The sequence below is a fragment of the Streptomyces koelreuteriae genome (assembly GCF_018604545.1).
Taxonomy (GTDB): Bacteria; Actinomycetota; Actinomycetes; order Streptomycetales; family Streptomycetaceae; genus Streptomyces; species Streptomyces koelreuteriae.
The window spans coordinates 380,854-393,380 of the sequence record NZ_CP075896.1 but is presented as its reverse complement, the minus strand read 5'-3'; the positions used below and the strand labels follow the sequence as shown (position 1 = coordinate 393,380).

At 73.1% G+C, this 12,527-nt stretch carries 8 protein-coding genes and 1 pseudogene; 2 read left to right on the top strand and 7 right to left on the bottom strand.

The window, feature by feature from the left end; all coding sequences use genetic code 11:
- Position 1: 1 nt before the first annotated feature.
- The 3 genes from KJK29_RS01720 to KJK29_RS01710 all read right to left on the bottom strand — a co-directional run bounded on the left by KJK29_RS01720 (position 2) and on the right by KJK29_RS01710 (position 3,361).
- Positions 2–2,227 (bottom strand): NHLP family bacteriocin export ABC transporter peptidase/permease/ATPase subunit, encoded by a 2,226-nt coding sequence (locus KJK29_RS01720; RefSeq protein WP_215116797.1) that lies wholly within the window; start codon positions 2,225–2,227, stop codon positions 2–4.
- On the bottom strand, positions 2,224–3,030 hold the full coding sequence (locus KJK29_RS01715; protein WP_215116796.1) for an HlyD family efflux transporter periplasmic adaptor subunit: 807 nt from the start codon (positions 3,028–3,030) through the stop codon (positions 2,224–2,226). Before KJK29_RS01715 ends, KJK29_RS01720 begins: the two co-directional genes overlap by 4 nt.
- Positions 3,031–3,145: 115 nt before the next feature.
- A complete protein-coding gene (locus KJK29_RS01710; RefSeq protein WP_184587045.1) occupies positions 3,146–3,361 on the bottom strand; it encodes a type A2 lantipeptide in 216 nt (71 codons plus the stop codon).
- A gap of 745 nt (positions 3,362–4,106) precedes the next feature.
- On the opposite strand from KJK29_RS01710, the gene KJK29_RS01705 reads away from it, so the two are divergent.
- Positions 4,107–5,519 (top strand): S1 family peptidase, encoded by a 1,413-nt coding sequence (locus tag KJK29_RS01705; protein ID WP_215116795.1) that lies wholly within the window; start codon positions 4,107–4,109, stop codon positions 5,517–5,519.
- A 164-nt stretch (positions 5,520–5,683) separates the two neighbouring features.
- Here the strand turns inward: KJK29_RS01705 and KJK29_RS01700 are convergent, their stop codons facing one another.
- On the bottom strand, positions 5,684–7,840 hold the full coding sequence (locus tag KJK29_RS01700) for a SpoIIE family protein phosphatase (protein WP_215124108.1): 2,157 nt from the start codon (positions 7,838–7,840) through the stop codon (positions 5,684–5,686).
- Between the two features lie 438 nt (positions 7,841–8,278).
- On the opposite strand from KJK29_RS01700, the pseudogene KJK29_RS01695 reads away from it, so the two are divergent.
- Positions 8,279–8,683, top strand: a pseudogene (locus KJK29_RS01695) (response regulator transcription factor); the annotation flags it as partial.
- Here the strand turns inward: KJK29_RS01695 and KJK29_RS39250 are convergent.
- From KJK29_RS39250 to KJK29_RS01685, 3 genes are all read right to left on the bottom strand, one after another.
- Entirely contained in the window at positions 8,606–10,522 is a 1,917-nt protein-coding gene (locus KJK29_RS39250) for an ABC transporter ATP-binding protein (protein ID WP_321170378.1), read from the bottom strand. The pseudogene KJK29_RS01695 and the gene KJK29_RS39250 overlap by 78 nt on opposite strands.
- The gene (locus KJK29_RS01690) at positions 10,519–12,276 is read right to left on the bottom strand and encodes an ABC transporter ATP-binding protein (protein WP_215116794.1); all 1,758 of its coding nucleotides are present in this window, start codon (positions 12,274–12,276) and stop codon (positions 10,519–10,521) included. Before KJK29_RS01690 ends, KJK29_RS39250 begins: the two co-directional genes overlap by 4 nt.
- An 85-nt stretch (positions 12,277–12,361) precedes the next feature.
- Positions 12,362–12,478: a SapB/AmfS family lanthipeptide gene (locus tag KJK29_RS01685; protein ID WP_190053208.1), complete on the bottom strand. Its 117-nt coding sequence runs from the start codon at positions 12,476–12,478 to the stop codon at positions 12,362–12,364.
- Positions 12,479–12,527: the final 49 nt, after the last annotated feature.

Sequence of the window (12,527 nt, the reverse complement as noted above, 5' to 3'; positions counted from 1 at the left end):
CTCACCGCTCCCTGACCAGCGTGGCGTACGCGCCGCCGCGCGCCACCAGCTCCTCGTGCCGTCCCCGCTCCACGACCGTGCCGTGCTCCAGGACGACGATCTCGTCGCTGTCGCGCACGGTGCTGAGCCGGTGCGCGATCACCACGCAGGCACAGCCGCGCCGGCGCAGGTTGTCCATCACGACCAGTTCGGTCTCCGCGTCCAGCGCGCTCGTCACCTCGTCGAGCACCAGGATGCTCGGCCGGCGCACCAGCGCCCGCGCGATCTCCAGCCGCTGGCGCTGCCCGCCGGAGAAGTTGCGGCCGTCCTGCTCGACCTTGCTGTGGATGCCGCCGGGACGGCGGGTGATCACGTCGTACAGGGCGGCGTCCCGCAGCGCGTCCTCCACCGCGTCGTCCGGGATGGAGGGGTCCCACAGCGCCACGTTGTCGCGGACGGTGCCCTCGAAGAGGAACACGTCCTGGTCGACGAAGGAGACGGAGGCGGCCAGCGCCCCGCGCGGAATGTCGTCGATGCGCTGCCCGTCGATGCGGATCACGCCCTCCCACGGCGCGTACAGGCCGGAGATCAGCCTCGACACCGTGGACTTGCCGCTGCCGGAACCGCCGACCAGCGCGACCTGCCGCCCCGGCCCGACCGTCAGGTCGAAGCCCGTGAGCAGCGGCTTGTCGAGCGGGCTGTAGCCGAAGGTGATGTTCTCCAGCTCGACATGGCCCTGGAGCCGGCGCGTCGACTCGCCGGAATCGGGCCGCCCGTAGAGCGGGTCGGCCTTGAAGTTCTCCACGTCCTTCAGCCGGGCCACGTCGGCCGCGAAGTCCTGGATGCGGCCCGCGACGCCGTTGAGCCGGGTCAGCGGGGCCGTGAACCGGGCGACCAAGGCCTGGAAGGCGACCAGCAGGCCGACCGAGATATGGCCCTCGACCGCCCGCATACCGCCGATCCAGAGGATGAGCCCGCTGTTGAGGGTGGCCAGGGTCGGCGCGACCACGCCCAGCCAGGCACTCGGCACACCGAGCCGCTGCTGCTCCTCCAGCGTGGTGGCGTGCTGCCCGGCCCACTTGCGGAAGTAGCCGTCCTCGCCGCCGGTCGCCTTCATCGTCTCGATGAGCTGAAGACCGGTGTAGGCGGTGTTGGTGAGCCGGGCGGTGTCGGCGCGCAGCTTCGCCGTCCGGGTCGCGCGCAGCCGTACGACCACCCGCATCGCCACGATGTTCAGCAGTGCCACGCTGATGCCGACGAAGGTGAGCTGCGGGTCGTAGGTGTACAGCAGCACCGCGTACAGGACGACCACGATGGCGTCCACGCCCGCCGCCGCGAGGTCGCGGGACAGGGTCTCGGCGACCGCGTCGTTGGACTGCAGGCGCTGTACGAGGTCGGCCGGGCTGCGCTGGGAGAAGAACGTCACCGGCAGCCGCAGCAGATGCCGCAGGAAGCGGGCGCTGGACAGGGTGGAGGAGATGATGCGGCCGTGCAGCAGATTGGCCTGCTGGAGCCAGGTCAGCACGACGGTGAGCAGCACGCACGCGCCCATCGACGCGAACAGCACACCGAGCAGCGAGGTCTGGTTGCCGATCAGGAACTCGTCGATGTAGGTGCGGCTGAGCGCGGGCACCGCCGCGCCGACCGCCACCAGCAGCAGGCTGGAGAGCACCGCGGCGGGCATCGTGCCCGCGGTGCCGCGCAGCCGGGCGGGCATCGCGCCGAGGACGCCGGGCTTGCGGCCGCCCCGGGTGAAGTCCTCGCCGGGCTCCATGACCAGCACGACACCGGTGAAGCTGCCGTCGAAGTCCTCCATCGGGACGAAGCGGCGGCCCTTGCCGGGGTCGTTGATGTAGACGCCGCGGCGGCCGAAGCGGCGGCCCATGCCGTCGTAGACGACGTAGTGGTTGAACTCCCAGAACAGGACGGCCGGCGACTTCACCTCGGCGAGGGCGGCCAGGTCCATCTGCATGCCCTTGGCCGTCAGGCCGTAGGAGCGGGCCGCCTTGAGGAGGTTGCTGGCGCGCGAGCCGTCGCGGGAGACGCCGCAGGCGATGCGCAGCTCCTCCAGCGGGACGTGCTTGCCGTAGTGGCCGAGCACCATCGCCAGGGAGGCGGCGCCGCACTCGACGGCCTCCATCTGGAGCACGGTGGGCGTACGGACGGTCTTCGCGGCGGCCTTGGGCACCTTGCGCTTCGGCGGGGCCGCGCGGCGCCTGCTCCGGGGCTCCTGTGCGGTGGCGCTCATGGCAGCAGCCAGTCGACGGGACGCTGGTCGGTGAGCCGGATCGAGCCCGAGGCCATCGTCATCGAGGACAGCTTGTACGGCGGCCCGTCCGCGGACGACCACTTGTATCCGCTCTTCGTGGCGGACGACTTGTCCAGCCGGACCGTCACGGCCACGGGCCTGCCCTTCTTGGTGAACTGCTCGCCGAGCTGACTGTCCCCGAGGAACGCGGAGATCTGCTGCGGGGACTGGGCCGCGCGGTCCACCGACTTCACATGGCCGCGCAGCACGCCGTACTCCTGGGTCGGCACCGACTGCACGGTCAGGTCCACGGAGGCGTCGTCGGGGATCGAGGCGGCGTTCTCGGCGGGGACGTAGACGGTCGCGTACAACGCGTCCTTGGTGTGGGCGACCTTCTCGACGGCGGCCACGTTCGCGCCGGTCTGGATGATCTGCCCGACGGTCGCGGCGAGCCCGGAGACCCGGCCCGCGTCGAGCGCGCGGACGACGGTCTCGCCCTTGGGCGTACGGACCTTGAGCACGGGGGAGTTCGCGGTCACCTGCTCGCCCTGCTTCACGAGGACCGCGGTGACCTGGCCCGCGACGGGGCTCTGGAGGAGGTAGCTGCCCTGCCCGTGCGTGAGGATGGCGGGTGCGCTGACGGTGGAGGCCACCGAGCCGGTCACCGCCCACACGGAGGCGGCCGCCATCGCGACCACGGTCACCGAGAGCACGAGCCAGCCCTGCGGGCGGGCGAAACGCACCGGGAGGTCGAGTTCCTCCGGTGACTGGAGCTTGGCGAGGGCCTGTTGGCGGAACTGCAAGGAACTTCCCTCACCCGTAGAAGAGGTTCTTTTCGCCGTGACGGAAAGGGTCACGGAACCCGAAGATCCCGGAACCGCCGGCTGCGGTTCCGGGAGTCATCGGCACAAGGCTCGATCAGAGGCCGGAGACCAGGCCGGTGACCGGGGCCGTGTTCAGGCCGGTGACACCCTCGACGGTGCCGACGGCGGTGTCGACGACGCCGGAGACCGGGGCGATGCCGTCGACCGTGTCGGTGACGGTGTTGACGGCGTTCACGGACAGGCCACCGGAGATGGCGTCCAGCTGCGCGTCGGCGATCTCGACGGTCTCAACCTGGGGGGTGGAGTTCATGGTGGAACTTCCCTTCATATGGATATCTCATAAGGGGGGAGCGGCCCCCTCTGGGGACAGATGACGGCCGCGACCGCGAGCGCCGGGCACCCGTTTCCGGAGTGCCCTGAGCGGCTCCCGCGATGCGATGGATCAAAGCACGCTGCGGGTCCGTGCTTCCAATCAACCATGCGTCTCACCAGGGAACTTGCGCCTCAGCGGTACCCATCGGTGCAGGAGTGCGCACGTCTCGGTGGCGACTTCTTCACATGCGCCACAGCATCGGCTCATCCGACGCCTTGCATCCGGAGGCGGCGAATCCGGCACTCCCACCCCAAAGGCGTGACAGGCGCCTCCCGCTTGTGGATAACCCTCCGCTTGGTGACTGGGTTGAGCATTCGATGTGCAGATTCGCTGAAGTCGGGATTCGACTCGGTGTTCGCAACAGACCGTTTCCGCGCGGATACGGATCGTGTCGGTTCGGCGGGTCCGTCAGGAGGTCCGTCGCCGAAAGATCGTCATCAAGCCAGGCGCCGTCCTCGGCCGGCCGGACTCCTCCCCCCGGCCCCTCGCTGTGACCAGGGCAGTCGAAGACCGAGCGGTCGGTGCGCGGGCAGCGGGAGTTGGCTGATTCCGCGACGCGAAGGGATCACTTGCAAACGCGATTGAACGCCCCACGCGACCCCTGCGTACCTACAGCCATCCAGGCGCCCCCCAGAAGCTGCCGGACGGCGGCAAGGCTCCGTCCCCCCAGGAGGAGAGAAGTTTGAGTCACAAGCGAATTCCGAAGCGCAAGGCCGCGATAGCGGTGGGCGGCGTGGTGGCGCTCGGCGCGGCCGCGATCCTGCTCCCCAACGCCAACGCGTCCCAGGACGGTTCGTCCGACGACGCGGCCGCCGCGCCGAAGACACTGAAGGCGGGCGACGCCTCGGATCTCGCCTCGCAGCTCTCCGGGCTCCTCGGTGAGGCGTTCGGCGGCTCCTACTACGACGGCGACAACCAGCAGCTCATCGTCAACGTCGTACCGGGCGACAACAACAACGTCATCGTCCAGGCGAAGGCGGCCGGCGCGCAGGTCCGCGAGGTCGAGAACAGCTGGTCGGAGCTGCAGAGCGGGGCGCAGACCCTGAAGTCCGACGCGACCATCGCGGGCACCTCGTGGTCGATCGACCCGCGCACGAACAAGCTGCGGGTCACCGCCGACAGCACCGTGACCGGCGCCAAGTGGGACAGACTGGAATCGACGGTCAAGAGCCTCGGCGCCGACATGGCGACCCTGTCGAAGTCCGAGGGCACCTTCAAGCCGTTCGTCTCCGGCGGCGACGCCATCTTCGCGGGCGGCTCGCGCTGCTCCCTCGGCTTCAACGTCACCGCGGGCGACGGTTCGCCCGCCTTCCTGACGGCCGGTCACTGCACCCTCGGCGGCAACGAGTGGTCGGACGCGCAGGGCGGCCAGCCGATCGCCACCGTCGACCAGTCGACCTTCCCGGGCGACGGTGACTTCGCGCTCGTGAAGTACGACGACCCGGCGACCGAGGCGCCCAGCGAGGTCAACACCGGCGACCAGACCGTCCCGATCACCGAGGCCGCGGAGGCGACCGTCGGCCAGGAGGTCTTCCGGATGGGCAGCACCACCGGGCTCAACGACGGCCAGGTGCTCGGCCTCGACGCCACGGTGAACTACCCCGAGGGCACCGTCACCGGCCTCATCCAGACCGACGTCTGCGCCGAGCCCGGCGACAGCGGCGGCTCGCTGTTCACCCAGGACGGTCTCGCGATCGGCCTGACCTCGGGCGGCAGCGGTGACTGCACCGCCGGCGGCGAGACCTTCTTCCAGCCGGTGACCACCGCCCTGGAGGCGGTCGGCGCGACCCTCGGCGCGGGCGGCGCGGGCGCGGGTGCCGGTGCCGGTGAAGAGGCCGGTGCGGGCGAGGAAGCCGGCGCGGGCGCCGGTGAAGAGGCCGGTGCCGGTGAGGAGGCCGGAGCGGGCGAGGAGGCCGGAGCGGGCGCTGGTGCGGGCGCCGGTGAGGAGGCCGGCGCCGGTGAAGAGGCCGGTGCAGGTGCCGGCGAGCAGGCCGGAGGCGAGGAAGCGGGAGCCGGTGCCGGTGAGGAAGCCGGAGCCGGTCAGGACGCCGGGCAGGGCGTCGAGGACAACTCGGGTCTGACCGAGTCCCGCTGACCTGAGAACGTCGGAGCCGGTCCGACGATGCCGCCCCGGTCCCGCCCCCTTCCTGGCGGGACCGGGCCGGCCCACCGGCACTTCGAGCACCGTACGGCGGTGCACCGGGCCGGTCCCCGTGCGGGGGGACCGGCCCCCGCGCGTACCGTGCCCGGACAGCACACCTACCCGACGGCCCTGAGCAGCAACAGCGCGATGTCGTCGAGCCGTTCCTCCCCGTCCCGGTGGTGCCGCTCCTGATGAACGAGACTGTCGGCCAGCTGGTCCAGCGGCTGGTCCCCGGCGTCGGCCAGGCGCCGGCCCAGGTCCGCGAGGGCCTCCTCGAAGTCCGTGCCGGGGGACTCGACCAGCCCGTCGGTGTAGAGGACGAGCAGCGAGCCGGGGGCGAGGTCCACCTCCGTCGTCGGGTACACCGCCGAGGCGTCGATGCCCAGCAGCGGCCCCCCGGCCAGGTCCAGGACGCGCACCCGCCCGTCCGGCCGTCTCAGCAGCGGCGGCGGATGCCCCGCCCGGGACATCACGGCCCGGCCGTGCGCCGGGTCCAGCCGCAGGTACAGACAGCTGGCGAACAGGTCGGACCCCAGGTCGAGCAGCAGCCGGTTGGTGCTGCGCATGACCTCCTCGGGCGCCTGGCCCACGGCCGTGTACGCGCGCACCGCGGTGCGGACCTGCCCCATCAGCCCGGCCGCCGTGACGTTGTGCCCCTGCACGTCCCCGATTACCGCCGCCGCCGTCCCCTGCGTGCCCACCAGGTCGTAGAAGTCGCCGCCGATGTCCATGCCCTGAGTGGCCGGCACATAGCGGCCGGCCGCCTCGATCCCGGGCAGCGACGGCAGCGAGTGCGGCAGCAGCGCCTCCTGGAGGCCGTGCGCGAGCCGGTGCTTGGCGTCGTAGAGCAGCGCCCGCTCCAGCGCCTGGGCGATCAGTCCGGCCAGGCTCGTCAGCACCGCCCGCTCCTCCGTCGGGAAGGGGTGCGGCTCGGTGAAGGAGAGCACACACGTCCCCACCGGCCGCCCCTGGGCGATCAGCGGCAGATAGGCCCAGGCCGCGAACCCGTCGGGGGTGGCCAGCCGCGCCGGGTAGAGGCGCTCCAGCTGTTCCCGCGACTCGAAGAACGCGGGCACGCCCGTGCGCAGCACCTTCGTGCCGGGCATCGGCTCGGTGAGCGGCATCCCGTCGAACTGTTCCACCGTGTGCGCGTCCCGGTACCCGCGATGCCCGAGCACGCGCAGCCGGTTCGCCCGCGAGCCCAGCACGACCAGGGCCTGGCTGCCCACGGTCGGGGCGATCTCGTCCGCGACGAGCTGCACCACGTCCTGCACCCCGACCGCCTCGGTGAGCGCCCCGGCCAGATTCAGCACCTGGGAGATGGTGACCAGCCGGGACGGCGTCCCGTCGGGCGAGGGCGCGGCCCGGTTCATCTCCGACACGGCCCGCGATCTGGTGATCCGGACGCTGAGGCCCGTGGTGCTCGGATACAGCCGGAACGACAGCCACTCACCGGGCGGGCGCAGCGCCACGAACGAGGTGGTGTGCTGGCTCATCAGCGCCGCCCGGTAACGGTCCTCGTACACCGGGTCGTTGAGCCACGGCACCGACGCCCACAGCTGGGTGCCGAGCAGCCGGCTGACGGGCACGTTCAGCAGCTCGGCCGCCGCCGCGTTGACGAAGCCGACCCGCCCGTGCAGATCCAGCGAGACCAGCCCGTACGGCAGCCGGCTCACCATCCGGGCCGCCTCGACCGTGCCCAGCGTGCCGGCGATCCCGCCCACCAGGGGCGAGGCCAGCATGTCGGTCTCGGGGTGCGGCGGGATGCTGAGTTCGGCCGCCCGCTCCAGCCGCACCGCGAGCCGGTCGCAGGCCGCGGTCAGATGCTCGCGCTCGTGGTCGGACAGCTCCTCCGGATGGGCGCCGGGCCAGGTCACGAAGACCGCGCCGTAGACGGTGGTCTCGGTGGCCACCGGCACCGCGGCCAGCGCGAACGGATAGGGCAGCACCACGGCGATCCGCGGATACTGGCGGGCCATCGCCTCCTCGCCGCCGACCCAGACCAGTCGCCGCTCGCGCGCCGCGTCGGCGACCGGGATCGGCGCGCTCAGCCCCACCCGTTCCCAGGGAGCCGCGAACGCCCGGGGCAGCCCGGCCATCACCGCCATCTCCAGCACGGGCTGATCCGGCGCCATCAGGTACACCGCGCCGGAGTGGGCGTGCACCTCGTCCATCAACGAGGCCAGCGCCAGGGACAGCAGCGGACGGCCGACCGGCGTCCCGGCGGCTGCCGGCGCCTGTGCGGACGACTGCCCGTCGGACACGCCGACCACCTCCTCGCACGGCCGCGCGACCGGGCTCAGGAACAAATCTCCACCCTGGCGGCCCGTCGCGCACGACGAGCGGCACCCGGGCGACCCGCCGTTACCGTCGGTTACAGTCTTCGGGTTCCGTCGAGGGCGCTCGCGTACCCCGAGCACCGATTCCCATGCCGCCGAAGTCGAAGCGCGGCCGGGCGTACGGGCGCCGCGCGTGCGCCCCCACGCACCTTGATGGCTGGATCTTCGCGCCCACGCAGGGTCACCATCGCGAACAATGGAGCAGACGCTCAACACGACGAGGGGGGCGTACGGCGAATCTAGGGGGTGGCAGTGATCCGGGTGCTGTTGGTGCACGACGAGTGTCTGGTGAGATCGGTACTGGCCGAGTGGCTGCGGGGAGAGCCCGATCTGGCGGTGTACGACACGCCGTGGCGCGGCGCCCCGGGCCTGATGCGGACCGTGCGCCCGGACGTCTGCGCGGCGGACCTGGAGTGCGCGGACTCCTACGGCATCCCACCGCTCGGCGAGCTGACCCGGCCGGGCCCGGACCGGGTGCGTCCGCGATTACTCGTGCTCGCGACCGCGAACAGGCCCGGACTGCTGAAGCGGGCGGTCGAGGCCGGGGCGCTCGGCTACGTCGACAAGGAGAGCTCGCCGCAGAACCTGCTGCGCGGAATCCGCAGCGTCGCTGAGGGGGAACGTTTCATCAATGACTCGCTGGGCTTCGGTTTCCTCAAGGCGGCCGAGATGCCGCTGACCCGCAGGGAGCTGAGCGTCTTAACCCTCGCGGCCGAGGGAGCCTCCATCGCGGAGATAGCCGGAAGCCTGCACCTGTCCCACGGGACCGTGCGCAACTACATGGCCGCCATCACCCGCAAGACCGGGGCCCGCAACCGCATCGACGCGATCCGCATCTCGCAGGGGCAGGGCTGGCTCTGACCGCCGCCGGGACGGGCCGGGCGCCCAGCTGCCGACGAGGTCCCGGTAGAGCTCCGAGGTCCGCAGCAGTTCCTCGTGATCGCCGTACGCCGTGCTCCTGCCGTCCATGACCAGCACCCGGCCGGCGCGCCGGGCCGAGCTGATGCGGTGGGCGACGACCACCAGGGTCCCGCCCGGCCGTGCGGCGAAGGCCCGCTCCGCGCGCTCCTCCGTCTCCGGATCCAGATGACAGGTCGCCTCGTCGAGCAGGGCGAGCGGGGCGTACGACAGATAGGCCCTGGTCAGAGCCACCAGTTGCCGTTCGCCTGCCGACAGGGCCGCCGGGTCCACCCGGGCGTCGAGACCGCCGAGCCGGCCGGCCAGCGGGGCGAGCCCGACCGCCTCCGCCGCGGCGAGCAGCTCCTCCTCGGGCACCGGGTCCGGCCGCAGATACGCGAGGTTCTCGGCCAGGGTGGCGTCGAAGACGTACGCCTCCTGCGGGATGAGCACCCGCGCGGCGGCCGCCTCCGGCCCGGGCACGGGGTGTCCGCCCACCGTGATCGTCCCCCGGTCCGGCGTCAGGAGCCCGGCGACGAGGGCGGTGAGGGTCGACTTGCCGGCGCCGCTCGGGCCGACGACGGCCAGGTGCGAACCGGCCGGGAGGGCGAGGTCGAGGTCCTGGACCACGGGCGCGCTGGCGGGGCCGTAGGCGAAGGTGGCGGAGGTGAGGGAGAAGGCCGGAGGCGTGCCCTCGGTGGCATCCGGAGCGATGGGTTCCGACTTCTCCGTGGCCTCGCCGGGGTCCGTCCGGGCCAGCCTGCGCAGCACCACCGTCAGACGGGAGCCGCTGGTGCCCAGACCGTGGACCAGGTTGCGCAGGGCGGGCAGCAGGGACTGGGTGACATAGGCGAGGGCCCCGACCAGGGCGCCGGTGGTGACCCCGTGGGCCAGGAGCCAGGGGGCGGCGGCGAGCAGCAGCACGATCGGCAGCTGCCCGCCGACCGCCAGGGACGCCACGCGCAGCACGCTCCAGTGGGCCAGGGCCCGCGCCGCCCGCAGCTCCGCCTCGACCCGTTCGCCGGTGCCGGCGGCGATGTGCGCCTCCGCGCCGGTCGCGGTGATGTCCCGCAGGCCCGGACAGACCGCGCCCAGCTCGCCGGCCAGCGCCTCGTCGGCGACGAGGAACCTCTCCTGCCGCCGGGCGAGCGGCCGCAGGGTCGCCGCGAACAGAGCCACTCCGGCGACGAGGGGCGGCCCGACGACGAGCAGCAGCGGCGGGGCGAGGGCGAACAGACCGGCCAGGGCACCGGCGGCGGTGAACACGAAGGAGCGGGAGACCATCACCAGTCCGGCGAAGGTGTCCCGGGCGATCTCCACCTGCTGCGTGAGCCCGGACAGCGATCCCGGGTCACCGGTCCGCACCCCGCGGGAGACGACCCGCTCCACGAGCCGGTCCCGCAGCGGTTCGACCAGCGCGGCGACGGCGGCGTACACCCGAGCGGTCCCGTACGCGCCGACGAGCACACCGAGCCCGGTCACCGCCAGCCAGATCAGCCCGACGTCCGCCCGGCCGCGCAGAAACCCCTCGTCCAGGGCGCGGGCGGGGCCGTACCCGATGAGGAAGGTCTGCCCGGTCTCGAGCACGGACCAGGCGACCAGGCGGAGCAGCACCGGGCGGCGGGCCAGCAGGAAGCGCAGACCGCGGGAGGGAAGGCCGGTTCCGCCCGGCGATCCTTCGTCCTGGGAAGCCGCGCGCGTACGGATCCGGCCCGTCATGCCGGCACACCCCCCTCCGCGCTCGCACCCGTACCGGCCGGTTCCGTCTCCTCCCCGAACGCCGCCCGGTACTCCGCGAGCCGCCACAGCTCCTCGTGCCGCCCCACCGCCCGCACTCGCCCGCCGTCCAGCCAGGCCACCGCGTCGGCGCACGCGGCCGTCGCGCTGCGGTGGGCGACCAGCAGCCGGGTACCGCCCGGGCCGTCGCCGAGGAGGGCGTCGGTGATGCGGCGTTCCGTCACCGTGTCCAGGCTGGAGAGGGCGTCGTCGAGGATCAGCAGCCGGCCGCCGTGGGCGAACGCCCTGGCGAGGCCGAGCCGTTGGGACTCGCCGCCCGAGCGCGGGGCGTCGGCGACGGCCGTGTCGTATCCGTCGGGGAGACGGCGGACGAAGTCGTCGGCGAGGGCCGTACGGGCCGCCTCACGGACACGGGCGGGGGAGGGGTCCGGCAGGCCGAGGCCGATCGCCTGCCCGACCGTGCCACCCAGGAGCGCCGGGCGGGCGAAGGCGTAGCCCACGGCACCGCGCAGGTCGGCGTGCGGCAGGTCGCGCAGCGGAACCCCGTCGAGGAGCACCTCGCCCTCGTCCGGGTCGGCCAGCCGTCCGGCGAGGGCGGCCAGCAGCGACTTGCCCGCGCCGGAGGGGCCGACCACGGCCAGGGTCGTGCCGCCCGGCACGACGAGGTCCACGCCGTCGAGGACGACCCGTCCGCCGCGCCGGGCCGTCACACCGCGCAGCTCCAGACGCCCGGGCCCGTCGGGCAGCGGGTGCGCGCCGAACCCGGTCGCGGGCTCGGCCCGGACCTCCCCGAGACGCCGGGCCGCCGCCCGCGCCCGGGCCAGGCCCGCGAGCCGGCCGACCAGGACGCCGACGCCCGTCGCGAGCACCGCGTACCGCGAGGCCGCGAGGACGTCCCCCACCGACAACCGGTCCCGGGTGAGCAGCACACCGGCCACGGCGACGACCCCGAGATGCAGCAGCGGTGCCACGGCGACCGCCTGCGCGGCGGCCCGCCCCTGCACCCGCCACATACGGTGTCCGGCCCCGGACAGCTCGGGCAGCGGCCGCAGCACGCGGGCGGTCTCCTTGTCCTCGGTACCCGCCGCCCGGACGGTACGGACGCCCTCGACGGCCTCCGCCAGCGCGGCCGCGATCCGGCCCTGGGCCCGCTGATACCGGGCCGCGCTCTCGGAGGTGTCACGGGAGACGGCGCGCAGCAGAAGGGTGAGAACGGGGGCTCCGGCGAGGAAGACGGCCGCGAGCCACCAGTGGATCAGGCCGAGCGCGACCACACCTCCGACCGGCCCGGCGAGCGCAGCCAGGAGCGCCGCCCGGGCCGAGGGGGTGGTCCCCGCCTCGGCCGCGTTGCCGACCAGACGGGCGACGAGATCACCGGAGCCGAAGCGGTCGGCCGCCCGGGGACCGACACCCAGGACGTGCCCGGTCAGCGTGCGGCGCAGCCAGGCGGTGCTGCGGGCGTCGACGGTGCCGGTGAGGACGGTCTGCGCCGCGTCGAACAGCGCGAGCAGCAGCACGAGGCCGGCGCAGTAGAGCACCCAGCGGGTCGCCGGAGCCTGCGCCAGCAGAAGATCGAGGGCCCGGCCGAGCGCGGCGGGCAGCAGCAGTCCGGCACCGGTCGCGGCGATGCTCACCAGGCACAGGGCCGCACAGCGGGCCCCGCTGTACCGGGTGGCCGCCCGCAGCAGCGCTCGGGCCGCTCCGGCCGCCGGGTCGTCGTCACCACGCGGGGTCATAGGGGCCTTTCGCGGAACGGGTGGGGCCCCGGGCGGCCCTGTCCCCGAAGGGAGAAGGCCACCCGGAGCCGTACCGCAGACGCGGTCAGAGACAGAGCAGAACGCTCGCGGCGCTGATGCAGGAGAGCAGGCTCACCGTGCTGGCGCCGGCGCCGTCCGTCCGCTCTTCCGACTCGATCGTCTGCAGGTCGAGAAGTGCCATGGTGTGTCCTTTCATCGGGTGTCCGTCCGTGTCATCCGTGGGGACGGGG

Bases quoted from the DNA above. Each gene is read 5' to 3' on its own strand.
- KJK29_RS01720 (WP_215116797.1), bottom strand. From the start codon at position 2,227: ATGAGCGCCACCGCACAGGAGCCCCGGAGCAGGCGCCGCGCGGCCCCG.
- KJK29_RS01710 (WP_184587045.1), bottom strand. From the start codon at position 3,361: ATGAACTCCACCCCCCAGGTTGAGACCGTCGAGATCGCCGACGCGCAG.
- KJK29_RS39250 (WP_321170378.1), bottom strand. From the start codon at position 10,522: ATGACGGGCCGGATCCGTACGCGCGCGGCTTCCCAGGACGAAGGATCG.
- KJK29_RS01685 (WP_190053208.1), bottom strand. From the start codon at position 12,478: ATGGCACTTCTCGACCTGCAGACGATCGAGTCGGAAGAGCGGACGGAC.
- KJK29_RS01690 (WP_215116794.1), bottom strand. From the start codon at position 12,276: ATGACCCCGCGTGGTGACGACGACCCGGCGGCCGGAGCGGCCCGAGCG.